Source organism: Synechococcus sp. MVIR-18-1 (assembly GCF_014279835.1).
Classification (GTDB): Bacteria; Cyanobacteriota; Cyanobacteriia; order PCC-6307; family Cyanobiaceae; genus Synechococcus_C.
In genome coordinates, this window is the sequence record NZ_CP047942.1 from 1123395 (window position 1) to 1148285 (window position 24891).

Here is a 24891-nt window from a genome sequence, read left to right on the forward strand (position 1 = left end):
TTTTCTTTCTGTCTTTTAATCATCTAACCATTGAATAGAGACAGACTCTCCCATACGTGTGTGATCTCTGAGTACCTCATTGCAAAGTGTGGCAGGATTGAGAGGAATGATGGTGAGAGTGGATAGATCTCAGAGATTCTGGAGACACCCTCACCACCTGTAGTGATTGTGATTCCCTATTGAGGGGAATCTACGAACTCAGCATCGATCACATCGTCATCTCTTGAGGAGGTGGTAGATGGTTCCTCTTCTCCTGAATAAACAGCAGCTCCCATCTCTATCAATGCTGTCTGAACACCCTCCACTCGTTCCTTGATCCTCTGGGTGTCATCAGAGGCAACGGCCTCTTTCAGTTCAGTGAGAACTAGTTCCACCTTGGTTTTGGCCTCAGGAGAGACCTTTTCACCTAGTTCTTCTACCTGCTTTTCAGCTTGGTAGATCAAGGATTCCGCTTGGTTTTTGGTGTCGATCGCTTCCCGCTTTTGCTGATCGGAATTAGCATTTGCTTCGGCGTCTTTCACCATCCGATCCACTTCGCTTTCACTCAAAGTGGATGCACCGGTGATGGTGATCGATTGTTCCTTGCCTGAGCCTTTGTCCTTTGCAGTAACGCTCAGGATTCCATTGGCATCAATGTCAAAGGCCACTTCCACCTGAGGGACGCCACGAGGGGCGGAAGGGATTCCATCTAAGCGGAAGGTTCCAAGGCTCTTGTTATCGGACACCATTTGCCTTTCACCTTGGAGAACATGAATCTCCACTGTGGTTTGGCCATCCATGGCAGTGGAATAGATCTCAGTTTTGTTGGTTGGAATGGTGGTGTTCCGAGGAACCATCACATTCACAACACTGCCCATCGTTTCCACTCCTAGAGAAAGGGGAATGACATCCAAGAGGAGGATGTCTTTCACATCACCTGAAAGAACACCACCCTGAACAGCCGCTCCAATCGCCACTACCTCATCAGGATTCACAGTCTGGTTAGGTTCTTTCCCAGTCGCTGACTTCACCAGTTCAAGCACTGATGGAATGCGTGAACTACCACCCACCATCACCACTTCATTGAGGTCACTGGGTGAGAGTTTTGCGTCTTTGAGGGCCTGTTGAACTGGCTTCTTACACCGATCAATCAGATCAGAGGACATCTCCTCAAACTTGCCTCTGGTCACCGTCATTGTGAGGTGCTTAGGACCATCAGCGGTAGCTGTGATGAAGGGCAAGTTCACTTCACTCTGAGTTGAGGAGGAGAGTTCGATCTTTGCTTTTTCAGCGGCTTCAGTGAGGCGTTGTAGTGCCTGACTGTCGTTTCTCAGATCAATCCCCTCCGCACTCCTGAAGGTTTCTGCCATGTGATCGACAAGGACTTTGTCGAAGTTGTCACCACCAAGGTGCGCATCACCACAGGTACTGATCACTTCAAACACGCCTTCTCCTACTTCCAGGATGGAAACATCGAAGGTTCCACCACCAAGGTCAAACACCAGGATTTTCTCTGAATTCTTTTTGTCCAATCCATAGGCGAGAGCAGCCGCAGTGGGTTCGTTGATGATTCTCAGAACCTCAAGACCAGCGATCTTGCCAGCATCTTTCGTGGCCTGACGTTGAGAGTCGTTGAAATAAGCAGGAACGGTCACAACGGCCTGAGTGACTGTTTCACCCAGATACTTAGAAGCATCATCAGCGAGTTTCCTGAGCACACTGGCGCTGATCTCCTCTGGAGAGAAGGACTTCTCCATCAGTGGTGACTTGATCTTCACCTTGGTTCCCACGGACTCAACGGTATAGGGAACATCTTTGGTTTCATCAGTCACCTCATCGGTTCGCCTGCCAATAAAGCGTTTAATGGATCCAAAGGTGTTCTCTGGATTCATCACTGCTTGGCGTTTGGCAATCTGACCCACCAATTGGTCCTTACCTTTTGTGTAGGCAACAACAGAGGGGGTTGTTCTGAACCCTTCTGCATTGGCGATCACGGTGGGGTTGCCACCTTCCATTACTGAGACACAACTGTTCGTTGTGCCCAAGTCAATGCCAACAACTTTTGTCATTTGTTTATTTCGTGTTCATATATACTTATTGGAATAGACAACAAATCAGAAGGGGGCAAACCCTACAGGCAGGTGAGGGAAACCCCAGTTATTACCGAGGGTGTTCGGTTATGGATGGGTTATTACGACAAAAGGATTAACAAGACATAAAGTTCTCAATACTGAGCAGAATCCCACTCATCACGCCATTCAATTAGTGAATGCTCTTAGTGTTCTTCCCAATGCACCGCTAAAAGAGGAAAATACCGATCCAGCAAGAGCTCTTATCCAAAACGCAGTGCATCCCAACTTTGTTTATGTGCCTCGGTATCCATCAAGCCATGCATGATCCAACCTTCGAGATCCGCTTCTGATGCCAATTCTCGATTGGAATTAGTGAGTGTTTGCCCTTCTGTTCATTGACTTAGAGAGAACTCCTCATTTCTAGGAGGCTGCCCTGGTCATCTACATCAGCCAGATAGGTAGAATCCGTCAAGGATCTGACTAACTTTATCCGAATTAGAATCAAGTTACTCCTTGAAACTAGAAATAGCATGGTTGCGTTAAACTTACTCGCTCATCATTCTATTTGGCAAATAGTTTTCTTCGGTATCGGTGGATAGATAATCTTTGATGTCGTGTAGTTGTTGCTTTAGTTGCTTGTTCTCCATCCGAAACTGATTGTTACTTGCGAGAATCTCAATATTCAAATCTTTCATGTCTTGAAATAGTTGGTACTGTCTAGCGATGCTTGAACCATCTTTGTAGGTGTCAAAGATCTCCCAAATCATTTTTTTGATCTCTTCAATACGCTGGTCTGATACTGTATCTTTAGCGTTTAACATTAGATCAGATTTGAATTATCCAAGTCCTCTATGAAAGGTGCAGAGGCAGGATTAAAAAAATAAAAAGCGTGAAGCTAAGGCTTGTACCATCGCTGCTTGGATCTTCTTCACTATAGCCCTCGCCACGTCAATAGCTGCATACCAGCTTCCCTTGGCCTCATTACTGCGTATCTCCATGTCTTCTACGTTTTAGGATGCGGTTACCCTTTCTGAAGGCGAAGCTAAGTCAAGTAGAGATTCATTGTCTTCGCCTTAGATACACCTAAGCTAACCAAGTGGTATCGCAGTATCTTGATTCATGTGTTGGCTAAGAGTTATGTAATACTCTTAGCTGCATTTAGCAATACTTTGCTGATTCTCAGTCACATTTTTTGTTGTCAGACCAGTCAAAATTGAATGGTAAAAGCAAGGCCCAGTGGGAGAAGTAATGCACCTCCCATTTTTTTTGTTTCATTTACTCCGTGCTAGCAGAGCTTGATTCAAGCTGCTGTCTATGCGAGTTCAAGGCTTTCGATTTGTTCAATCGTTTTCATCTAGGACTGTCAAGGCAATGAGATGAAAACAAATTGTTTCCAGATCCACACCAATTTCATTGTGATTGTTGATACTATGAGTCTGGACCTACATATTGACTTAACCCATTTGACAGGAGTGCTCGTTATAGTAAATAAGTTGTTGTACGCCCATCATGTCAGACATCACTGATAAGTACGAAAAGTTCAAAGTGCCTTACAGCACCAATGAAAAGCACTCCTCAGAGGAGTTTGATCCTAAAGAGAATGGCGGCTTGGATAATCCAGCTAACCGTCACAAAGATAAAGTGCTTGACGATATCTGCGATACCCATCCTGGTTCGCCCATGTGCAAAGTCTTTGATTGCTGATTCGGATCTTTTGATTCGTCTGTTTAATTTGGCACTGTGGGAATTCATCCTCGCTGATGATTTTCTTACGGTCCTTTTTTTTGATTGATTATGTATTGTGTTTCACGTTAATTATTCAAACTGCTTAGACAATTTCAAGAATTACTTGAAATTGATATTATACTGCCTGTTATCGATTGATAGTTGCTTTATTGATTTGCCTGGTATTGCATGTGAAAGACCTTTATTTAACATCAATTCTTCTTCGCTTATGTATCGTTGGAAGAGACTTTCTTACTTTGATGTCATCACTTCCTATTTTCTTTGGTTCTTAGGCTTAATCTCTGTTTCTTGCTGCGATTTGCCATTCAGCCCCTTACGACTGGGCAAAGCGGATCAGCCCTTTAGATTTGCTTTACATTTCGCCATCCAAGTTGGCATTTCCTGTTTGAGTGGGTTAGAGCGGTAGCAGATAGGGCCGAAGTCATGAGTTATGAAGCTAAGGAACGAATGCCATTTCCCTATGGACAGGTTGCTTATCCTGCTTTTCTTGGTGTAAAGCCTGGTGATTACATCATTGTAAAAGGGGATAATCAAGTCACACTCAAGAAAGACCACAGTTGGTGGATGGGCCAAGTTGTGTCCTGTAAAAAAGAGGCTAGAGACCCTAGCGGTCATCATGTGATTCAAGTTGTTGATGTTGATGACGAAAAGATTAGTTGGGTCAATGTAGCCGAAATATCACATGTGCTATACGGGTTGGATGGATTGTCAAATGACTAGCAATCCATCTTTTTCAGGTTGTTATGAATAATGGTTATTGGCCTTAAAGTTTATTTTTGCTTTGTGCACTTGCCAATCCTTGACTCTTTAGCTTATTGATATTGCAAGCTTTGTTTTATGGGCGGATGGATTCTTGTTGCGTATAACCCATTACCTATTTACACATAGCGTGCCATGAATTCAGATAGCGTGAGACCTTCTTTCTTTGCAGAAGTACAGCAATCCTTGAAAAGTTCATCATCCGTCTCTGTCCTCGCTAAGTCTCGAAATTGTTCAGAACTTAGCTGATTCTGATCATTGCTGCTGTGGCACATCGAATTCCATTTGGCACAGAGTGAATCCACCATCTCTTTTCTTGAATAGGGAAGGTTGATCTTTTTCTGTTTTGCCAAATGATGTGTCTCCAGTTCTTTACTAAACTCTAGAGACCCGATGCTTGTTTGACAATCACTTGATGTGAGTGCGCCGTTTTTGTATGGGTTTAGCCTTGATGAATTCATCTTTGCTGATCATCGCGAGATGCATCATATTTCGCTTACTTCATTGATTCTTCTAAGAATCCCAACTCGCGATTCACTGTAAATTCACGAGTTGGTAGGTTTTCATTTGCAAGTGACGGCTTTTATCCTATTAAACATATTTTGAGTTTTAATCGAATGTTTGATTTGGTTTTGTGGCTTCTTCAATCTTTAAGGGTGCAGTTACTAACTAGCCAGTGTGTGGCAAGTAGGAAAGTCATCATTCATTCGCGAGTGCCATCTTCTGAGTTCATAGTGGTCGAGCATCGTGCGCCGAGATTTTTCAGCGTTGGCCAGGCGTTTGATCAATGCATCCGTGTCATGGGTAGAAAGCTCGCCATCCGAATCCCACTTCATGCAGAAAACACCTTTTTTGGGAATGCTGACCATTGAATTAGCCCTATCTGTTCTGTCACGGTATGCGCACACAACTGCTTTGCCATGGAGCAATCCTTAAGAAGTCTTGATTGCGACTGTTGCGACGGCTTGTCGTTTCCTTGAGGTTTTGATCGTGAGTCTTCAAGCTCTCAGCGCGACAGCAGGTCATGTTTAGTCAGCTAGGCCTCCTCAATTGTTTGTCCTAGTTGGTCTTTGGTTCTCTATTGAGATGTTGCACTTTTTTAGGGTTCGCTTGAGTTCATAAACAACCGACTTTGCTTTCATCCTTGACTCTGGAGAAATGTTATCTGCTTGATCTAGCAGTTGCTCTTCAGCCTGGTTAATGTTTGATTTTACTTGTTTCTTGACTCAGAATAGGAGCCTACGACCTGGTTAATTTCCTGTTGGCATTTTTGCTATCAGCTGCTCCTCTAGAAACATATTGAATTCAAATAATTGTTCATCGCTGAGTTGTTGCCTTGATGTTGCTCCTAATTTTGATTGAAGGAAACTTTTTGCCCGTTCTTGATCCCATTTCAGGGTCGTGAGTATTTCGTCCCCTTGCGTGATCAAGTCGCCTCTGCGTAGAGGCGTCTGGACTGCACTGGCTTCTGCTCCTACTTCGAAGCTTTTCAGCTTATTGAGATAGGACACTAGATCGCTATACCTCGTTAATTTGTGCCTGCTCCCATGTCCATATGCTCGCTCTAAATACATGTGTTCATTCTCACGGGTCCATCCGATGCGCTTAAGTTGTAGATCGATTGCGGTGAGTTCTTCGCTCCAATCGTCTGGGTCTATCGGTGCCTCGCTCGGTTCTGAGATCTGTTCTGTGATCGTTTCGGCGATTTGTCCAGAGACTGCTTTTGGTTGCGATTTCTGATCTTGAGACGGGGCTAATCGCGATGGTTCTGATCGGCTTTGCTCGTTTTTAGCTTCAACTTGTTGCTTTTTTGGTGGCTTGGCTTCTCCCTGTTCTTGTTTTTTTACGGAACTTTCTACGGGATGCTTTCGTTCAGTGGGTGGCTTTGCCATAAGGACCCTTTGTACGAGCCGCTCTCGTGCACGGTCTTCTGCTTGCTCTGCATCAGCAGCCTCTCCTAGCGAGCTGCCGAGATCCTGTTCACCCTCGATGCCGCTGACACGCACGACACATCGGTCGCTATCGATGTGGCAAATTTCGACCTTTGTCTTCATGCCTCTGGAGGGGGGTAACCATTTCTAAACTGTTGCGATGGATTCAGCAGCCCTACCATCTTTAACGCCTTTTCTCGATGGCGTTGATCGATGGGCTGAGCTCTTACCTCTCCTTCCAGTGCTTGTGGCTTTGGAGCTGGTACTCTCCGCCGACAATGCCATTGCCTTAGCTGCTGTTGCTCGTAAGCAAAACGATCCAGCTCAGGAAAAGAAAGCGCTCGACTATGGAATTGCGATTGCTTTTTTCCTCAGAGTTGCCTTGATTTTATTGGCTCAGTGGGTTTTGGCGTTTAAACCGTTGCAACTCCTTGCCGGTGTTTATCTGCTGTGGCTCTTTCTTTCTCATATCTGGTTCAAGGCATCAAGCTCTGAGACTCCCTCGGGATCCTCAAGGCCTGCATCTCCGATCTCCTTTACAAAGACGATCGTTGCATTGGCCTTAACCGATCTAGCTTTTTCAGTCGATAGTGTTGCTGCTGCCGTTGCGATTAGTGACCAACTTATTCTTGTGATTACCGGTGCTTTCATTGGTGTTGTTGCACTACGCTTTACTTCGGGACTGTTCATTCGTTGGCTTGATATTTATACACGATTAGAAACTGCGGGCTATCTTGCCGTTGCTTTAGTAGGCGTCAAACTTATTTCTACATTGATCTTTTCTGACTTGCAACTGCCTGAATGGTGGACGTTGTTAACTGTTGCGCTACTGATGATTTGGGGCTTTTCAGAGCGGAAAGAGCCATTGGCACACGAAGTTTGATCTGATGATTGTTGAACTTCGTCAGTCCGTCAGTCTTGTTTTGCTCGCCCGCATGGAGTCGACTGATCCTCCAACGCCTGGGCAATGGTTTCTGCATGAACATGTCAGCTACCTCGTTATGCAACGACGACATCGCTATAAGTTGCACTCTGGTCGTTATGAACTCTCTTTGATTGTTCTCCACGTTAAAGCTCAAAAGCAGCCTGCTGATGCTCACTTCGTTGGTCATGGTTGGGTGATTGGAGACTCTGATTGTCGCTTTAATGCTTTGAGTCCTCTGCTTCGTTGCGCCGTGTTGCCTGATGGACCATGCGATCGTTGTGTTCATAGAGAAGCGCGCTGATGACCTCCCTTAGCTGGCATGCTGCTGTTCTTCTTGAGGGACACGGCGTCGCTTCTGGTCAAGCTTTGAATTCAGTTCATTTAAAGACATCTCCGTACCCCAAGGGCACGATTGCGATGCAATCACCCTATTTTGCGGCGTTAGGGCTTGATCTTTCCCCATTTTGGCCTGGAACATTAAATCTTTCATTTTCACCTGTAGAGCTCCAGCTTAGGAAGCCTGATTATTTTTTTCAGGATCTTGAATGGACCCATTTGCATCCTCCTGAGACTTTTTCGTTTTGGAAGATTCGATTGCGTTCCATTGGTCGTAGTGGTATTAATGTGCCTGGTTTGGTTTATTATCCACATCCAGAAACGAAGGCCAGGCATTGGCAAAATCCATCTGTACTGAAAATCCTGGCTCCCTATGTTGGTCCCATTTGTTTGAATCAAGCGTTTGAGCTCGGGGTGGATCCTACGGCTATCCAAATCTTATATTCTGTTTAATAGTGTTTTTACGGTTTGTAGGCAATCTTTTGGGTTGTCGTGTTTATGACTTGTCTGATTGTTGGACTAGCGTCTTTTTTTGTGAGTCATTGTGTTTTGTCCATGCTTTTGCTTGATTGAATCATTTTTGCCGCTTATTGCGCTTAGCTTTTACGGATTCTCTGAGTATGGTTCGGTTGTAGTTCCGTAATGAGCAACACTTAGTGAGTGGTTCTCAATTGTGCTGGTGGAAACTTGATGACGGACGCTGATCGCATTAAAAATCGCTCAGTATTGCTTGAATTTTTAAAATTCAGGGTCTTGGCGGCTGGTGAGGAGTTTTTTGACAGCACGGGCTTGGAGCATCGACGTCAGTGGTTGGCGTTGGTCCATCCGCAAGCGCTTGTTCTGTCCGATGAAGACCTAGAGCAGATTTGGAATCAAGCTCGCATCCTTTATACGGAGTGTTGAAGGTGTGGATCTAGGCTGAATCTTTCGCTTGACCGGCCATTTCCGCTTCCCCTGTTGCATCGGAGTCCGCAGCCTCTGGTTTTGATTCACTTGGTTTGAGTCAGCCGTTGCTTAAGGCTTTGCAGGAGAAGGGATACACCGCTCCCTCGCCGATTCAGTTGCAGGCCATTCCGGCTGTGATCTCTGGGAGGGATGTGATGGCTGCTGCACAAACAGGAACGGGTAAAACCGCAGGGTTCACGCTTCCGATGTTGGAGCGCCTTAATCATGGTGCTCGTCCAGGGCGAGGTCAAATTCGTGCCTTGGTGCTCACCCCCACCCGCGAGCTCGCCGCCCAGGTGCTGGCCAGTGTTCGGGACTACAGCAAGCATCTTCCTCTCACCAGTGAGGTGGTGTTTGGTGGTGTGAAAATCAACCCTCAAATTCAGCGTCTGCAAAAGGGTGTTGATGTGTTGGTTGCCACTCCAGGGCGTTTATTAGATCTGCTCCAGCAGGGGGCTGTGCGTTTTGATCGGGTGGAGTTCTTGGTGCTTGATGAAGCCGACCGAATGTTGGATATGGGCTTTATTCATGACATCCGACGGGTGATTTCACGGCTTCCTGATCGTCGTCAGACTTTGATGTTTTCGGCCACTTTTAGTGCGCCAATTCGAAAGTTGGCAACGGGGTTGCTCAACCATCCCGTACAAATTCAGGTTGCCCCTGCCAATCAAACGGTGCGATCTGTAGAGCAGGTTGTTCATCCATGCGACATGGCTCGCAAAATTGATCTGCTTAGCCATCTCATTCGCAGTGGTGAATGGCTCCAGGTGTTGGTCTTCTCTCGAACCAAGCATGGTGCCAATCGCGTCGTGGAGCGCCTGAGTCAGCAGGGTCTGTTGGCGGCTGCTATTCATGGCAACAAAAGCCAGGGTGCGCGAACACGGGCCTTGCAGGGATTCAAGGATGGATCGGTGCGCGTTCTTGTTGCCACGGATATCGCTGCACGAGGGATTGATATTCAGCAGCTTCCTCATGTGGTGAATCTCGACCTTCCCAACGTTGCCGAGGACTATGTGCATCGCATTGGTCGCACAGGTCGTGCTGGAGAAACCGGCCACGCCATCTCTCTCGTTGCTGCTGAAGAAGCACTGCTCTTGAAGGCGATTGAGCGCCTCACGGGTGAGTCTCTGCGTCGTGAAAACGTTCCCGGGTTCGAGCCCACCGTTCTCAGTGCTCCACCGCTCGACTTAAGCGGTGGGCGGGGGCGCCGCTCAGGAGGTTCGTCGCGCCGACGACAAGAGACGCGTAGCACGAGAACGTATCGCCGATAACGCTTTAACGTTACGTAAACGTGCCGAATGATTGTTTGGGTTGAGCGTTTATTTGTTGAAGAAGCGAGTCGCCTTCGCTTCGCCCTTTGCCTTCGAGCTGCGCCGCACGAACCAGGATTGGACAGCCACTTGTGCTGACGACAATTCCGACTCCCTTCACCGATTCCAGCACGATTCCTGGTGGATGCTCTCCTGTGGCCCAGCGCCCGATGAGGGGGTGTATCTCGGTAGGGAGCTCCTTTCTCAGTCGCTCGATAAGCGGTTCGCAATGCAAGAGTTTGAGCCGTTTGTCATTCCAAATCGTCACTGCATTGGGATAGAGCGCCATCACTTTGCGGTGAATGGTGAGTGCCGAGGCTGACCAGTCAATCTGGTGGTCTTGTTTGGTGAGCATGCGGGCATAACTCGCTTCTCCAGGGCGATCGGCCTGGTCGCTTAGCTTGAGCCGTGCCCTACGTTCAGCCTCCGATCCGAGTCCTGCCAACGCAATCAATGGCATGGCTTCCACCATGAGATCAGCGGTGAGAGCGCTCATGCGTTCGGCCAGGGTGTGGCCGTTATCGAGCAACCCAATCGCCAGGTTTCGCTCTATCAGAACAGGTCCAGTGTCGAGACCCTCTTCCATTGCCATCACACCCACGCCAGTTTCAGCATCGCCTTCAAGCAGCGCCCACTGAATCGGTCCGGCACCGCGCCACTTTGGGAGCAGAGATCCATGGCCGTTCCAGCAGCCCAGCGGCGGTTGATCCAGCACACTTTTTGGCAAAATCTGCCCGAAGGCCACCACTACGGACAGGTCTGCCTGGAGCTCTGCGAGTTGCTCTTGGCAGCTTTCGTCCTGCTTGATCCGTTGGGGCGTGAATACTTTCAATCCCATCTCAAGCGCTTTGGCCTTCACGGGCGATGGAATCAATGTCTTCCCACGTCCCCGGCGTCGATCGGGTTGGGTGACCACTCCCACAAGCGTATGGCCGGCTTGATGCAGTGCCACCAGCGTTGGCACTGCATAGTCCGGTGTTCCCCAGAACAAAATGTTCATCGTTGCGGGCTCAGGCTTCGCCTGTAATCGCTAAGCCATCCACCCAAACATGGGGTGAAACGCCCTGATGGGTCACCACTTCGTTGGGTTCTAGGTGAACAATCCCTTTCAGAACATCCCGGATATCGCCAGCGATCGTGGCTGCTTCCACAGAAATTCGCTCACCATCCTTCACGAGCCAGCCATCGAATGGCAGTGAAAAAGCACCTTGACTGGCCTTCACGCCTGCATGGAGTGCATTCAAACTCTCGATCAACACAAAGGGTTCGCTGGCGTTGCGATGGTCGAGATGGTTGGCGGCGCTGCTCACGCCTGAGCTTGAACTCACTTCAAACCAATCGGGTCCAACGGAGACCTTGGCTCCGAGTCCGGCGTGACCGGTGGGATGCACACCAAACTGACGAGCCGTGGCCTCTGAATGAAGCAGATTTTCCAACGTTCCGTTGCCGATCAGGCAGAGACGTTTGGTTGGTGTGCCTTCTCCATCAAAGGCAGCTGCTCCTACATGAGCGGGATGCAAGCCGTTGTCGTGCAAATTGAAAAATGGCACGGCGAGTTGTTGGCCAAGCGATTCCTTGCTGCTCAGGCTCACGCCATCAAGAATGGATCTGGCATTCATCATGCTGCTGAATGCACCAAGAAGATCTAGAAATGCCTCCGGTGTGAAACAGACCAAATAACGACCGGTATCGATCGGTTGGTAGTTGAGATGGCTGATGGTGCGTTCTGCGGCTTCCTGAATGCAGCCACCCAGGTCAAGATCAGCACTACCTAGTGCCACTCGAACGGCCCCACCGCTGCGTGGTTTTCTGCCGCTTTCTTCTGCGCGTGCATACAAGTAGAGGCTGGCCTGCGTCCGTTGCATGTGGCGGAGTGCCCCCTCGCTGTTGAGGTAAATCCGCTCGCTATTGCCTTCGCTCAAACCGTTGTAGGGGACGGTTTCAATCGCAGGGTGTTTGGCAAGCAACTCACCTTCCACATCTTTGAGAGTGCTCAGCAACGTCTGAATGCTCTGAGAGGGTTTCAGCGGTCGATCAAGCTCGGGGATCGCTGCCGTGGCCAGCGGTGAGAAACCTGGGATGTCTTCGGCATTGCCAAAGGAACTGGCCTGATAAGCGCCCTTGAGGGCTTTGTCGAGTCCGCCTGGTGAAAGATCAGAGGTGCTTGTCACACCAATCAGTCCTTGCTCATTCCATACGCGCACCGTGATTGAACTGCGTTGAGCCGCCTTCATTTGCTTGGCTTCACCACGGTCCACTTGGACCGAGGCATTCATTCCTCGGCTGGCTCCAAGATCCCACTGACGGATCCCGTCCCTGGTTGCTAGGGCGTGGAGCTGATCCCGCAGCTCTTCCACATTGAGAGGTGTATGGGTCATGGTCAACGGCCTCCCACGGTGATCGAATCAACCTTGATGTGGGGTTGCCCCACGGTCACAAAAATGCTGCCGCTCACTGATCCGCAGTAGCCAGCAGCTAAGTCGAGATCGTTGGCGCACATGGAAATCCTTGGCATCACTTCCTTGGCCTCACCGATCAGCGTTGCTCCCTTGACCGGACGGCCAAGTTGGCCATTTTCAATGATGTAGCCCTCTTCCACAGAGAAATTAAATTGACCGGTTGGTCCCACACTTCCACCGCCCATGGACTTGCAATACAGGCCACGGTCGACCGATTGGATCAGGTCATCGGTGCTGTGCGGACCGGCTGCGATGTAAGTGTTGCGCATGCGGCTTGCCGCTGCGAAGCCGTGGTTTTGTCGCCTGCCGCTACCGGTCCGCGCATGACCGGTGCGTAGTTCTCCCGCACGATCACTCAGGAATCCTTTTAAGACGCCCTGCTCGATTAAGACCGTGCGCTGCGATTCCATCCCCTCATCGTCCATGGACAGAGACCCAAAGGCGCCGGTACTGAGACCTTCATCAATGGCGGTCACTGCAGGGTTGGCAATCGTTTTTCCAACTTGATCTGCAAATGGGGTTGTCCCGCGTTCCACCTGGGTGGTTTCAAGCAGATGGCCGCAGGCTTCATGAAAAATGACGCCTCCAAAACGATTGGCGAGGACCACGGGCATCTGTCCTCCGTCCACGTAATCGGCATGAAGCATGGTTGCTGCACTGCTGCACACTTCATTGGCAGCTGCATCCACATCCCATTCCCGTAAATCATCCGGGCGGTCGCTAGATCCAAATCGGCGGGCAATGCTCGCTCGATGCTCGCCATCGGCGGCTAAAACACTGAGGCCACTGGACTGATGCAGGCGGATATCGCGGGCATATGTCCCATCACTGGCAGCGACAAGGACCTCTTGCCAGTCTCGTGAAAAGCTGCCTCGACGAACCTCTAGGTGCTGTCCGATCTGATCGAGTCGAGCTGTTCCTTCCAGAAGTCGCTGCGTGATTTCACTGAGCTCAGGAGACTGCGCGAGCCAGGTGTCCTTATTGGCTCCGAAATCCCTGAGCTGACTGAGTCCTTCAAAGCCTCGCTCATGCTGCAGAGCATTGTGCTCCAATTCGAGCATGGCTAAGGCTTGATCAAGGGCTTGGGCTAAACCGGATTCACTGAGGTCGTTTGTGCTCACGAACCCATCTCGATGACCCATGAAGACGCGAATTCCAGCGCCCATTCCAAAGGATGGAGACACACTCGTGATGCGCTCCTGTTCCGCAAGAACACCTAAGTGATCCGTGCGTTCTAGGAACACTTCAACAAGATCAGCACCAGCACGAACCCCTGTCTGAAGAAGCGTTTCCAGGCGATCTTTCCAGGGAGTGTGGCTCGGATCCAGAGTGAAGGTCTGGTTAAGAGCGGGATGGGTTTGGACCAAGCCCCTCGTGCGCGTCAACCTTGATTATGGAGAATCGCGGAAGACATCGGAGACATAGGCCCAAGTCAGCTGCCAGCTCTCAACGAACGCTTGGGTGGTATTGCTCGCTGCGGATCGGTGCCATCAAGAACAGGGATGCCATCTGAGCACCATTGGCCACCCAATGGGGAAGTTTGCGCAGCAATTTGATGGGTGCAGGGGCTTGGGTGGCATCCACGGCGCTGAGCGCAGCGTTGTTGTTCACCAAGCGTTCGAGACCATTGAAGAAGCGTGGATTCTTGACATCGAGAACCACTGGAAACACCCGTGCGGTGTTCTCATTGGTCTTGTCGATGACCAAACGGTCGTATTCACGAGCATCCAAACCCAGGGATTCGTAAAACTCCTTGCGTGCCACATCACGCACATACATAGTTGCGAACACCGCTAGAAGGAAGAAACGGCACCACAGTCGTGCGCGCAATCCCCTCACGGTGTCTGGCTGAGCTTTCATCAAGGCATCAAAGAAATCACCGTGGCGATTTTCGTCTTGGCACCAATTCTCGAAAAAGTTGAAGATCGGAAATATCTTGCAGTCGGGATTTTGTTCGAGATGGCGGAAAATAGTGATGTAACGCCAGTAACCAATTTTTTCAGAAAGATATGTGGCGTAAAATATAAATTTTGGCTTAAAAAATGTATAGCTTTTGCTGGCTGTTAAGAAGCCAAGATCCAGCTGCAGACCAAAATCACTCATCGACTTGTTGAGGAAGCCGGCGTGCCGCGCCTCATCACGGGCCATATGCGAGAAGCATTCGGCGAGAAGTGGGTTTTTGGTTTTGATCCGACGGCTGAGTTCTTTGTAAAGCAAAAACCCTGAAAACTCAGACGTGCAACTTTGTTCTAGAAATTCAACGAACACTTTGCGAGTTTCTGGATCAAGCTGATCTGCAGCTCCATCAAATTCACCATTGCGCACAAAGTGATGGCGGTTGTAATCCTTTCGGAACTCTTCGCAAATGGCTTCTAGTTCTGCCTCATTTGGACGCAGATCCATCGCGGCCATCGCCTCGAAATCTGTCGTGTAAAAACGAGGGGTCAGGATCGTGTCCTTCTCCGGGTCTTTCGCCGTAACGTTGGACCCTGGTGCTGCTGTGGCTTCCGTCACGGCTGTTGGAGGCACCATCGGTTGCGTCAGTCACTACGACTCATCGTAGGTCGCCCTCCGGTAACAAACAGCCCAGTGTTACGACCTCTCAGTTAATTCCCACCCAGCCATTTTTGTCCATTCAGCCGCTGTAGCAATCGGGACTGGAGAAGGGCAAGGTTGATGCGCTTCTCATCGATCAAAAAGGATTCCAGCAAACTTGGTTCCGTTCCGGATTCTGCAAGCGCAATGGTTTTACCGGATGTAATCGAATCCGATTCAAAACAGACCCAGAACCGCCGGTCTCCTGGTAAGGCACCGGTGACCATCCAGCATTGGCCACCAACGACAGGACGGTCCCCTTCGATGAGCTCAATCGAAGCGGTGATTTGGTGATTGCTGCTCAGCGCTTTGCTGAGGGATGGGATGAGATCGTCCTTAATGAACGCCTGAAAGGGTTTGTCCTCCAGCTTTGGCTTCGGAGCGGGTTTTGCTGCTGGCTTAGCCGCTGGTTTGGCATCTGCTTTGGCAGCCGCTTTGGCAGCCGCTTTGGGTGTTTCGGGAGTTTCGCTCACCGGACTTTGATTGCTGGGCGAACTGTAGACAGCCCAGTGCTCTCTCTACCAATCATCGCCAATCTGTTGATTCCAATCGTCGGCATCAGCCCCCATTCCTCCCCCTGCATCGGCAGTCGATGGGTCGGCCTGTTGTTGCTTTGGCCGGACGGGCTTGGTGTCTGTGGATTGGGTTGGTGTTGCGTTGGCCTGGCTGCCTCGATGCACCACCCTGAAGGGCACTGAGACGGTTGGGGCGGGATCGCGCACATCCCTTTCTGGCCAAGGCGTGGGTTGAGCTGATCTGGCCTGATGGGGTTGCTCACGAGGCAACGGCTCTTGAACATCGGGCCCTTTTGCCGGCCGACGAACCTCTCGGCGCAGCACAGGTCTCGAGGTCACCATCGCCAATCCAGCCACAGCAGTGACGCTCGATCCCAAGGCCGTTGCGACCGCAATCCAGGCCCCAATGGGCAATGTGGGCAATCTCCATGTGAGCACCCGCAACGATGACGCTTGTCCGAGATTGAGTGAGGCGATCAACAACATCAACACCACCGGACTCAGACAGGGAATCAGCAGCAAGCGTTGAAAGGCTGTCATGGCTGGCGACCCTGCCAACGCTTTAGAGGACTCAAATCTTCGCCCAGGGAATCGAAGAGTCTTACCACCAAGAAATCAATCATCTCGCTGAGATTTTGGGGCTGGCTGTACCAGGCAGGGATGGGTGGTGCAATTCTCGCTCCCGCCTCAGCCAGAGTTGTGAGATTGCGAAGATGAATCAGGCTCCATGGCATTTCTCTCGGTGCCAGCACCAGTGGTCGTCCCTCCTTGAGATGAACATCGGCACAACGTTCAAGCAGATCACTGGCTACTCCGGCGGCGATACGCCCCACGGTGCCCATTGAGCAAGGAACAATCACCATGCCCCTGGTTGCCACACTTCCACTGGCGATGGTGGCGGCTTGATCTCCCCAGCGATGGCAAATCAACGATCCAGTTTCAACATTCAGCCGCGATCTCCAAAATCGTTCCTGAAGCTCAGGATCGACGGGAACCTGGATGGATTGCTCGGCTAGCCAAACCTCATGAGCCCCCCGACTCATGATCAGGTGAACGCTGCGTCCCTGCTGAAGCAATAGTTGGAGGGCCCGCTCGGCAAGCGGTTGGGCTGAGGCACCGCTCACCCCTAAGACATAGGGACGATCAGGTTGCTCCAAGAAGGACACGTCCCTAACCCTCACTCAAGGCCACAGGTATCGGTGACTCTTCCTGTGTTTCTTCGGAGCTCAACACGATGTCCAGGTCGATCTGATTGCGCAGGACGTCCACTTTGGTGACCCGAACCGTGACGGGATCTCCAAGTTTGTAAATGCGGCGATTACGACGCCCCACCAATCGATTTTGGCGCGAGCGATATTCGTACCAATCGTCGTTCAAGGAGCTGACATGCACCAGACCTTCCACCATGGAGGGGGCAATCTCCACGAAGAATCCATAACTCTGAACGCCGCTGATAACACCTTGCTGCTCGTGATCAAGCATGGGTTCCGCGCTTCGTGCTTGAGCCATTGCAATCACATCTCTGCGAAGCTCTGTCTGCTGGCGACGCCGGGAGTTGAGCCGTTGCAGTTGGCGTTCTTGGAGAAGCTCCTGCAAGCGTTGTTGGAGCGACCCGCTAAACAGCGGCCAGGTCATCCTTGAAGCGGCACCTTTGCTGCCCAAGTTGACCGTTTCTTTTTGGCGAACGCTGGGACGATCCTTGCCGTCGTTGAGCAGTTGACACAACACCTGCTGGTTCAATAAATCGGCGTAATGCAGGCTGGGACAGCACCAAGGAGCCAATAGGAGAGTCGATCCATCCTGAGCAGGACCAGCTATCTCATCCGTGTCGTTTGCAGTGTCGATGTCTCCAAGACCATCTTCCGTCTCAATCGATGATTGATCGTCTTCACCGGCGAGGGCGATGTGCTTGGCCTTCGACTGGATCAGGCGGTACTGGGGATCGGGGAGGGTGTGTCGCAGCTGCAGATTGAGCACCCGTCTCGATGGGCTTGCGATTAAGGCTTGTGCAAGTTCTGAAGCTGAGGTGGTGCCCTCTTCATCGAGAGAGAGAGGCAGCTCTAAGGCAATGGCTGCTTTGGCGACATCGTTCAGCGGTCCACTGTCGGGATCATTGGCTTGCAGCACGAAAGCTGGAAGATTGAAATCCAGGCAATGCTCAGTCCAGGTGGCGTGAGCTGCTCGCAGAAATACAGCCAAGATTGAAAAGGGATCCTCTTCCCTTAGCGGTTCAATCCATTGCCGATTGCCACCATCAGGTTCGGTGACTCGCAGGTCTCCAAGCGTTTCCAAATCGGGTGTTGGGAGATCCAATTCAATTTGGCCATGTCTCAAATCTGCGGCATGAAGAGCTTTGGCACAAAAGATCAAAGTCTCGAGTTGTCCGATCTGATCTTTGATCGATTTGAGTGCTGCTGGGATGGCACGAGATCGGGGCTTGCGCCCCGCCAAAGCAGCCAAAGCCTCCGACGTCACTTCAGCGACAGGCCGAATCTGAGTCAGACAAAATTCCCAGTCGCGAGCTTCGCCTTCTGCATCGAGATCAACACGAAGACTCACCGCTGCTTGTGAGTCCCCAACCTTGAAAGCGGCCGCTTTGGAAAGGTTGGCGCTCAGCAACGGGATCCACTTATTGCCCAAACAAAGCGCTTCGCTTTGTTCGCACAGCCACTGATCAAGGCTGTTGCCCGGGTTCACGCGTTCAGCGACAGCAGGAGCATGAATCCACAGCTGGGTTCCACCGTCATGGGGGATGACATGGACTGCAGGCAGATGAGGAGCACCATCAATCTCCCAGTTGTTCAGTAGCAAACAGGGCTGATCGGTGAGGTCTTTGCGGCGTTTATCTGCTGGAGCCTTGATCGTTGTTCTGGGGGCACTGGCCCTGGAGTGCAAATGGGCCTTGGTCAGTAAAAGATCGCGATCAGCATCGACACCACCGTTGAGTGGCAGCGAACGGGCTACATGGCCGCGGGCGGGGTGTTGAGCGATCGGGTATCGGTCCAGCTGTACTTCCACCACTGATGTGGCTGGTCCCTCGAGTTGGTAGTTGCTATCTCCCTCGGGTAGCTCGATGGAGGCGAGAAGACGATCATCGAGGGGAACGGCGAGCAGTCGCTCATCCTGTTGTTCCACTTGGGCCAACAGGCTTGTGGTTGCTCTTTGCAAAATGCATTGCACCCCGCCTTCTGGAGATCGACGACGGCCTGCATCACGAATGATGCGCACCAACACGCGGTCGCCATTCCAAGCGTGATTCAGCTGATGGTCACGGATGTAAATGTCTTCGCCGCCGTCATCACGAATGGCAAAACAGAATCCTTTGCTGCTGCAGCGCAAACGGGCTTCAATGAAGCCAATGTCGTCACCACGGGAGATCGAACTCTCGTCTTCAAGGCTCAGCACACCAAGGCGGTTAAGGCCCTTTAGCGCAATGCTGAGTGACTGCTTGTCGGCTCGGTTGGTTAGACGGAGAATCTTCTCGAGTTTGCTGACCTCAAGCGAGCCGTCTTGGGGGACCTGGTCGAGAAGGTCGGCGACCGTGAATTTCATCGGAGCGTGAAAGAAACCGGCCTTCAGGACCGGGAGTTGAATCAAAACCGTTGCACTCGAAGAGTTGGTAATGCAATCAGTCAATGACAATCCAACTCTAATCGCCCGACTGGGCGCAATCCCCCTCTTAGTCGTCGGTCTGGCTGGATCCCAGTCCGGCTTGGAGCATGGGCATCAGCAAGCGGCCTCCGATGACCAGAAATCCAGTTGAGGCCGCCAGTTGCAGCCAGTCGGCGGGAATCACAGCGGACAAAGACCCTCCAGCAACAGCTCCAATCAAGCTGGCGAGGACTAAGGCGCTGGAGGATCCGAGAAACACCGCCAACGGTCGATCCGATGTGCCGCTGATCGCCACTGTTGCTAGTTGGGTTTTGTCACCGAGCTCTGCCAAGAACACGGTCACAAACGTGGAAATGAGAAGGGTGAAGTCCATAACTATTTAGCGTGATTGGGTCTCTATCAGTGACTGCAAGGCTTGACTTCCCAGCCACAAACCCAGTCCAACCATCAGCAAACCAGCCATTTGTTCCAGGCGTTCTGGGGGAAGGATGGTGGAGAGCCAACGTCCCACCAGAACGCCCACCAGACTTGAACAGATCAACGCCAGCGCGGCCCCGATGAACACCAACCATGGCTCGCCGGATTGGGCGGACAGAAGGAGGGTGGCTAATTGGGTTTTGTCACCCAATTCAGCGAGGAAAACGGTGGTAAATGTGCTCAGTAGAACGGCATTAAAACCAAGCTTGCTGTCGCTACCTGCTTCAGTCATCGGAATCCTGAGGTGAGCGAATCAACCGCTCGAACTTACGCAGTTCCAGGCTTCTTCCGCCATGAACCGATCGAATTTGCTGCCGACAGCAATCAATAGCGAAGGCATTGACTTCCTCCTCAGGTACCGCAAATAAATCGGCCAATCCGCTCACCCTGCAAAAGTCAGGGCGGTCTTCATAAATCCTGCAGCGCCGGCCTCCTTGGTCGAAATGCCTGCACCATCCGTCCTCCCCCACCATCTCCAGATAGATCGTTTGCTGATCGTCCGATAACGCTTCAAGAGCGTCCTGTCGTTCAGCCGGAGCAAGCCTGCAACATGCACCGCAGTGATTCAGGCAGGACCAGTGAAGGGGCGGGCGGCTCATGGTTCAATTCAGAGGTTGCTGTGACAAGGCATCACAGTGATACCTCTTGATAAGGGCAATGCGGTGGAACGCCCCGTACCCTTTTGGAGGCATCACGCTGATCAACTGCTTTCCTTCCATGGGATTTGACATCCACCTGATTGCAAATTTTGGGGCTCTTGCTCTCATCACGCTTGCTGGCCCAGCAGTGATCTTCATCCTCTTCTACAGGCGCGGAGCTCTCTGAAGCTTTGCGAGTGCGTGATACACCGGTGTTCGCGAGACCAGCCGGCCGGTGTAAGCGGCAATCACGGCCGTGAGACAAGCTCCTGCAAATAATTGTTGATCGCCGACGAGTCGCCAGGAAAAAATTAAGGAGACCAAGGGCAATTGGGTGGCTCCAGCTAGTCCTGCTGCTAAGCCAAGCCCTACGCCCACTTGGGTGCTGAATCCAATCACCGCACAGACCGTGTAGCCGAGAACGGCACCGAAGGTGAGCGATGGGTCGATTAACCCGCCTGGTACTCCTGGTGCGAGGGCGAGCATGGGACCGATCACCCGGACAACGGTGATCCAAATGCTCACGATCCCCGAGCTGAAATCAGAATGCTCAGAGCCAAGTTCCGGCAAGCCTCGCTCAAGCAGTTGTTTCACGAGTGCCTCACCATCCGCAGTGCTTGTTCCCCAGCTCAACAGGGCGAGCAAACTCAGTGCGGCGCCTAGGCACAGACCGGTGCGCAGGGGACGCTGTCGGACCAATGGAGATAAGCGTGCTGTGGTCCACACCAGTCCTCGATTGAAGAATCCGCCCACAAGACCAGCGGCGATTCCAATCGGAATCGCCAGCATCAGTTGTTCTTTTTCTGGCGCATACACATTGATGAGACCTAAGCCGAAGATCGGTTCTCCTCCAAGGTTTGAAAATCCAGCCGCGGCCACACACACCAGCAAAGCCGGCCAGATCGTGACGATTGAATATTCAGCTGTGAGCTCCTCAAGCATGAACACAACGCCCAGCAAAGGAGTGTTGAAACCACCGGCTAGGCCGGCTCCTCCGCCAATGGCGACCATCTGTCGTTCGGTGAGAGCTGGCATCCAATTGGGCCAACGTTTTTGCGTGGCGCGTGCCACCGCTGAGCCAAATTGCACCACTGGACCTTCCCGTCCCAGAGGAAACATGGCTGCTGTCGCTACCGACCAAAGGATTCCTCTGTGCAGCGTGCTGCCTGCTTCCATCGCATCTGGCATCAACGATGGATCTTCCAGCGCGTTCATCGTTGAAGGAATTCCAGATCCAGCGCCGCCTCGCCACGGCCCTCGTTGAAGCATCAACAGGATCGGCATCACCACAACGGGAGCGATTGCAATCAGCAGACCAATGGAGGTCCAGCGGGTTTGGCCGGTTGTTGGCAAGAAATCGAACAACCACTCCTGAATGCGATCGACGAGATTCAGGGGGAGGCAAGCCAGGCCAATCAAGACGCCAACAGCTAGCAAGCCAATGAAATGGCGCCCAAGTCGATTGATTTCGTTCAAGACCGACGCTGGGCCACGGAACCGTGAGTTTGTTGTGTTGCGTTCAGAGGTCATGGAAGAAGGCCAAGGCCAATGCAAGCGTCTTGAATGAGGCCAGCAACGTAAGGGTGTCTTGCCCTGTTGTCTTCACTTTCAAATACACCGTTGCTGTTGACCAATCCAGACAGCCTTTCCCCAGATGGATTCCGAATCTCTACGGTTGATCCGTGGGGGCTCGTGCAGCGATAAACGCCTAGGCCGCGGTGCAGATCCAAGCAAGCGTGATGTTCGCGTAGGGCCTGGATTTCGAGCTGCAGTTTTGCTTCTCCTTGCCAGCGGTTGAGGCTGATTCGAAACGCCACGTCCACGACGGTTGGCAGTGGTTGGGTTTGTTGCCAGCGCCAAGCGATCGCTTCCCTTTCACAGTCGTCTTGCGCCAAGGTGAGTTTGAGGTGACCGCCGCGGAGCAATCGCTGGGATGTCACCGTGCAAGCTCTCGACCAAAACAGTGGTGCTGGATGGCCGATTCCAAAAGGTTCCAGAGAGAGCAATGCGGACCAGAGTTCGTGATTGATCGCTGCGAGCGACAACAATGCTTCTGGTTCCACCAGGATTCCTTCCCCACGCTTTTGAATCCAGTTCAGAGCCAAGGCATTGAGCTCCTCATGCAGGCGATGCACCTGCTCGGCTTTCACCGTGAATCCCCCTGCGGCGGGGTGGCCGCCATGGCGCTCGAGAAGGGCTGTGCAGTGGTTGAGAGCGTTGTCGACGGCAAACCCTGCTGGAGCCCGCACCGAGGCTCGCATCAGGCCATCGCCATCAGCAGCCAGTAAGGCGGTTGGACGTTGGAAACGTTCCATGAGGCGTGCCGCAACGATGCCAATCACCCCGTGATGCCAGTGGCCTTGCGCGAGAAGAAGAAAGGGTGGTAATGGATCACGGTCAGACTCCAATAGGGCCAAGGCTTCGGCCTCAATGGCATCACACAGTTCTCGCCGCTGTCGGTTGAGACTGTCGCATTGGCGGCCAAGCTCAATCGCGCTGTTTTGGTCGTCGGCGGTGAGTAAATCCACCACCAATTGGGGATCGCCGATTCGCCCTACGGCGTTGATTCTGGGAGCCAGTTGAAAGCCGATGTCATCGGCGCGCAGTGGCCGATCACCGAGTCCAGCAAGTTGCTGCAGGGCGCGCACTCCCGGACAGTTGCTTTGATGGAGATGAAGCAACCCTTCTCTCAGGAGTGTCCTGTTGGCTCCTGTCAGCGGTGCCATGTCGGCCACCGTTCCAATGCAAAACAAATCACGAGCACTGGCGATGGCTGTTGGTTGGCACATACGTTCTGCGAGTTCGCGCGCCAGGACATAGGCGAGTCCAACGCCTGCTAATCCTCGATAGGGAGAGTGGTCCGGCGTGGTGGCCGGATGAATTAAAGCGAGAGCTTTTGGGCGTTTCTTTGGGAGCGTGTGGTGATCGGTGAGCACCACCTCTATGCCCAGATCTTCAGCTCTACTCAAGGCCTCGTGGGCCGCCACTCCGTTATCGACAGTGACAATGAGCCGAACGCCACCATCGTGGAGTTCATTCACCATGGAACAGTTCAAGCCATAGCCATCAGCCATACGGCTTGGGATCGCTGCTTGGGGTTCCGCCCCCAACGTGCGCAAGGTGCGCAGCAACAACGCCGTACTCGTCATGCCATCGGCGTCGTAGTCACCACAAATGGCAACGCGTTCTGCTGTCAAACAGGCTTGATGCAAGCGTTGGACCGCCGTTTCCAATTCAGGGAAGTGGCCATCCGGGTTGGGTAAGGGGGAATCACTCAGTAAGGCATTCACCTGATCTGGTTCTGTCAGACCGCGGCGGAACAGCAGTGCACGCAGGGGCAGAGGAAGGGGAACCGCATCGAGAGCAGTGAGGTCAATGCCCCGCGGTAGTTGCCATTGCTGAATTGAGGCGGCAGACGGCAACGGGCAGGAGCACAAGCAGCCTGCATTGTGCTTCGTCCTTCAAGCTGTTGCCATGAATTGCATGGCTGTCATGCCTGTCTTGAAGACCGTGTTCTGGGATGTGGATGGCACCCTTGCGGACACTGAAATGGATGGGCATCGACCAGCCTTCAACCGAGCTTTCGTTGAACAGGGTTTGGATTGGACCTGGGATCCAGAGACTTACAAGCGTTTGCTCAGCATTCCTGGTGGAATCCTTCGTATGAAAACTTTTGCGCAGCAGCAGGGTGAGGTCTTGAGCGATGCGCAGTTTGCTCAGCTGCGCATGTCCAAACAGCGTCACTATCTCGATGCAGTGCGTGCCGGAGCTGTGACTCTTCGCCCAGGCGTGGAAAGACTTCTTCGTGAGCTTCAGGCGCGGGCGATTCCTCAATGGATTGTGACCAGTAGTGGTGGTCCTTCCGTATCCGCGTTGTTAGACACCCTGTTTCCCGGCGGCGACCATCCGTTTGCTGGTGTGATTAGTGCCGATGATGTATCGAGGCATAAACCCAATCCTGATCCCTATTTAAAAGCGCTTGCATGCAGTGATACCGATCCTGATGCGGCCTTGGCGTTTGAGGATTCAACGCCGGGCCTTCTTTCGGCCAGAACGGCTGGCCTGCGCTGTCTGCTGATGCCCTCTCCATGGGATCAGGAGCTCCATCGCTATCAAGATCAGGCCGTGGCGATGCTGGATCATCTGGGGAGTGCCCAGATCCCATGCACTGTTTCGAGCGGCCCCCCTTGTCTGGATGGGCTTGTCACGCTGGAGTACTTGCAGATGCTTCTCGTCTTACCTGATTGATGACGACCCATCTCACCCGCTATGAACAGTTTCAGAGACGGATTGGTGTTCAACTCACACGAGCGCTAACTGGATCTTGGCGTCGCCGCAGCCTGGGTGTTCTCTCCCTGCTGCTGGGGTTCCTTTTGGGCAGCAACTTCACCATGTATTGGTTTCAAAAGGTCGATCAACAACGCCCTTTCGTGGTGTTTTACATGGTGATTGTTATTGAGCTGTTGATTCGAGGACGCAGCTATGTGAAGCAAGAACCATGGCCCCTGGGCTGGCTAGCTCTCGACAACATCCGCGTTGGAGCCGTCTTTTCCGTTGTGTTTGAGGCCTTCAAGCTTGGCTCTTGATCCGTC

28 protein-coding genes are annotated in these 24891 nt (G+C 51.9%); 10 read left to right on the forward strand and 18 right to left on the reverse strand.

Annotated features, from left to right (window positions below; all coding sequences use genetic code 11):
- Nucleotides 1–176: 176 nt before the first annotated feature.
- Both dnaK and SynMVIR181_RS05945 read right to left on the reverse strand, forming a co-directional pair.
- Entirely contained in the window at nt 177–2048 is a 1872-nt protein-coding gene (gene dnaK / locus SynMVIR181_RS05940) for a molecular chaperone DnaK (protein WP_186590330.1), read from the reverse strand.
- A 548-nt stretch (nt 2049–2596) separates the two neighbouring features.
- On the reverse strand, nt 2597–2872 hold the full coding sequence (locus tag SynMVIR181_RS05945) for a hypothetical protein (RefSeq protein WP_186590331.1): 276 nt from the start codon (nt 2870–2872) through the stop codon (nt 2597–2599).
- Between the two features lie 688 nt (nt 2873–3560).
- On the opposite strand from SynMVIR181_RS05945, the gene SynMVIR181_RS05950 reads away from it, so the two are divergent.
- Both SynMVIR181_RS05950 and SynMVIR181_RS05955 read left to right on the forward strand, forming a co-directional pair.
- On the forward strand, nt 3561–3755 hold the full coding sequence (locus SynMVIR181_RS05950; RefSeq protein ID WP_186525181.1) for a hypothetical protein: 195 nt from the start codon (nt 3561–3563) through the stop codon (nt 3753–3755).
- Nucleotides 3756–4220: 465 nt separating this feature from the next.
- Nucleotides 4221–4517 (forward strand): DUF3104 domain-containing protein, encoded by a 297-nt coding sequence (locus SynMVIR181_RS05955; RefSeq protein WP_186590332.1) that lies wholly within the window; start codon nt 4221–4223, stop codon nt 4515–4517.
- Nucleotides 4518–4675: 158 nt separating this feature from the next.
- On the opposite strand, the gene SynMVIR181_RS05960 is transcribed toward SynMVIR181_RS05955, so the two are convergent.
- The 3 genes from SynMVIR181_RS05960 to SynMVIR181_RS05970 all read right to left on the reverse strand — a co-directional run bounded on the left by SynMVIR181_RS05960 (nt 4676) and on the right by SynMVIR181_RS05970 (nt 6562).
- On the reverse strand, nt 4676–5017 hold the full coding sequence (locus SynMVIR181_RS05960; protein WP_186590333.1) for a hypothetical protein: 342 nt from the start codon (nt 5015–5017) through the stop codon (nt 4676–4678).
- A 204-nt stretch (nt 5018–5221) separates the two neighbouring features.
- Nucleotides 5222–5425: a hypothetical protein gene (locus SynMVIR181_RS05965; protein WP_186590334.1), complete on the reverse strand. Its 204-nt coding sequence runs from the start codon at nt 5423–5425 to the stop codon at nt 5222–5224.
- Nucleotides 5426–5806: 381 nt separating this feature from the next.
- On the reverse strand, nt 5807–6562 hold the full coding sequence (locus SynMVIR181_RS05970) for a hypothetical protein (protein ID WP_370593881.1): 756 nt from the start codon (nt 6560–6562) through the stop codon (nt 5807–5809).
- An 85-nt stretch (nt 6563–6647) separates the two neighbouring features.
- Here SynMVIR181_RS05970 and SynMVIR181_RS05975 point away from each other — a divergent pair, with 85 nt between their 5' ends.
- The 5 genes from SynMVIR181_RS05975 to SynMVIR181_RS05995 all read left to right on the forward strand — a co-directional run bounded on the left by SynMVIR181_RS05975 (nt 6648) and on the right by SynMVIR181_RS05995 (nt 9964).
- Nucleotides 6648–7370 (forward strand): DUF475 domain-containing protein, encoded by a 723-nt coding sequence (locus SynMVIR181_RS05975; RefSeq protein ID WP_186590336.1) that lies wholly within the window; start codon nt 6648–6650, stop codon nt 7368–7370.
- Nucleotides 7371–7374: 4 nt separating this feature from the next.
- Nucleotides 7375–7713, forward strand: coding sequence for a DUF6464 family protein (locus SynMVIR181_RS05980; RefSeq protein ID WP_186590337.1), 339 nt, complete (start codon nt 7375–7377; stop codon nt 7711–7713).
- Nucleotides 7713–8201 (forward strand): hypothetical protein, encoded by a 489-nt coding sequence (locus SynMVIR181_RS05985; RefSeq protein ID WP_186590338.1) that lies wholly within the window; start codon nt 7713–7715, stop codon nt 8199–8201. The genes SynMVIR181_RS05980 and SynMVIR181_RS05985 overlap by 1 nt, the downstream gene beginning before the upstream one ends.
- A 237-nt stretch (nt 8202–8438) precedes the next feature.
- Complete coding sequence (locus SynMVIR181_RS05990; RefSeq protein ID WP_186590339.1) at nt 8439–8651, forward strand: hypothetical protein; 213 nt, start codon at nt 8439–8441, stop codon at nt 8649–8651.
- Between the two features lie 95 nt (nt 8652–8746).
- Entirely contained in the window at nt 8747–9964 is a 1218-nt protein-coding gene (locus SynMVIR181_RS05995; protein WP_186590340.1) for a DEAD/DEAH box helicase, read from the forward strand.
- 10 nt (nt 9965–9974) lie between these two features.
- Here SynMVIR181_RS05995 and fmt read toward each other — a convergent pair whose 3' ends face one another.
- From fmt to SynMVIR181_RS06050, 11 genes are all read right to left on the reverse strand, one after another.
- Nucleotides 9975–11003, reverse strand: a complete 1029-nt coding sequence (gene fmt, locus SynMVIR181_RS06000; RefSeq protein ID WP_186590341.1) for a methionyl-tRNA formyltransferase — start codon at nt 11001–11003, stop codon at nt 9975–9977.
- Between the two features lie 10 nt (nt 11004–11013).
- On the reverse strand, nt 11014–12381 hold the full coding sequence (locus SynMVIR181_RS06005; protein ID WP_186590534.1) for a TldD/PmbA family protein: 1368 nt from the start codon (nt 12379–12381) through the stop codon (nt 11014–11016).
- A 2-nt stretch (nt 12382–12383) separates the two neighbouring features.
- Nucleotides 12384–13847 carry a TldD/PmbA family protein gene (locus tag SynMVIR181_RS06010; RefSeq protein ID WP_370593882.1) on the reverse strand — a complete coding sequence of 488 codons (1464 nt, stop codon included), beginning with the start codon at nt 13845–13847 and terminating at the stop codon, nt 12384–12386.
- A gap of 61 nt (nt 13848–13908) precedes the next feature.
- Entirely contained in the window at nt 13909–14994 is a 1086-nt protein-coding gene (gene acsF / locus SynMVIR181_RS06015; protein ID WP_186525191.1) for a magnesium-protoporphyrin IX monomethyl ester (oxidative) cyclase, read from the reverse strand.
- Between the two features lie 74 nt (nt 14995–15068).
- Nucleotides 15069–15530, reverse strand: coding sequence for a DUF2996 domain-containing protein (locus SynMVIR181_RS06020; protein WP_186590342.1), 462 nt, complete (start codon nt 15528–15530; stop codon nt 15069–15071).
- A 45-nt stretch (nt 15531–15575) separates the two neighbouring features.
- A complete protein-coding gene (locus SynMVIR181_RS06025) occupies nt 15576–16112 on the reverse strand; it encodes a hypothetical protein (RefSeq protein WP_186590343.1) in 537 nt (178 codons plus the stop codon).
- Nucleotides 16109–16738, reverse strand: coding sequence for a flavin prenyltransferase UbiX (locus SynMVIR181_RS06030; protein WP_186590344.1), 630 nt, complete (start codon nt 16736–16738; stop codon nt 16109–16111). Before SynMVIR181_RS06030 ends, SynMVIR181_RS06025 begins: the two co-directional genes overlap by 4 nt.
- Before the next feature lie 4 nt (nt 16739–16742).
- Entirely contained in the window at nt 16743–19124 is a 2382-nt protein-coding gene (locus tag SynMVIR181_RS06035) for an RNB domain-containing ribonuclease (RefSeq protein WP_186590345.1), read from the reverse strand.
- A gap of 127 nt (nt 19125–19251) precedes the next feature.
- Nucleotides 19252–19557 carry a TMEM165/GDT1 family protein gene (locus SynMVIR181_RS06040; protein WP_186525196.1) on the reverse strand — a complete coding sequence of 102 codons (306 nt, stop codon included), beginning with the start codon at nt 19555–19557 and terminating at the stop codon, nt 19252–19254.
- 6 nt (nt 19558–19563) lie between these two features.
- A complete protein-coding gene (locus tag SynMVIR181_RS06045) occupies nt 19564–19893 on the reverse strand; it encodes a TMEM165/GDT1 family protein (RefSeq protein ID WP_186525197.1) in 330 nt (109 codons plus the stop codon).
- Nucleotides 19886–20260, reverse strand: coding sequence for a YkgJ family cysteine cluster protein (locus SynMVIR181_RS06050; RefSeq protein ID WP_186590346.1), 375 nt, complete (start codon nt 20258–20260; stop codon nt 19886–19888). Before SynMVIR181_RS06050 ends, SynMVIR181_RS06045 begins: the two co-directional genes overlap by 8 nt.
- Before the next feature lie 118 nt (nt 20261–20378).
- Between SynMVIR181_RS06050 and psb30 the strand changes: the two genes are divergently transcribed.
- Nucleotides 20379–20486 carry a photosystem II reaction center protein Ycf12/Psb30 gene (psb30, locus tag SynMVIR181_RS06055; protein ID WP_038013133.1) on the forward strand — a complete coding sequence of 36 codons (108 nt, stop codon included), beginning with the start codon at nt 20379–20381 and terminating at the stop codon, nt 20484–20486.
- On the opposite strand, the gene SynMVIR181_RS06060 is transcribed toward psb30, so the two are convergent.
- Nucleotides 20465–21829: a chloride channel protein gene (locus tag SynMVIR181_RS06060; protein ID WP_186590347.1), complete on the reverse strand. Its 1365-nt coding sequence runs from the start codon at nt 21827–21829 to the stop codon at nt 20465–20467. The genes psb30 and SynMVIR181_RS06060 overlap by 22 nt on opposite strands.
- Entirely contained in the window at nt 21826–23721 is a 1896-nt protein-coding gene (gene recJ / locus SynMVIR181_RS06065; RefSeq protein WP_186590348.1) for a single-stranded-DNA-specific exonuclease RecJ, read from the reverse strand. Before recJ ends, SynMVIR181_RS06060 begins: the two co-directional genes overlap by 4 nt.
- Before the next feature lie 61 nt (nt 23722–23782).
- On the opposite strand from recJ, the gene SynMVIR181_RS06070 reads away from it, so the two are divergent.
- Together SynMVIR181_RS06070 and SynMVIR181_RS06075 are read left to right on the forward strand one after the other, a co-directional pair.
- Entirely contained in the window at nt 23783–24547 is a 765-nt protein-coding gene (locus SynMVIR181_RS06070) for an HAD-IA family hydrolase (RefSeq protein WP_186590349.1), read from the forward strand.
- Nucleotides 24547–24885, forward strand: coding sequence for a DUF565 domain-containing protein (locus SynMVIR181_RS06075; RefSeq protein WP_186525202.1), 339 nt, complete (start codon nt 24547–24549; stop codon nt 24883–24885). The genes SynMVIR181_RS06070 and SynMVIR181_RS06075 overlap by 1 nt, the downstream gene beginning before the upstream one ends.
- Nucleotides 24886–24891: the final 6 nt, after the last annotated feature.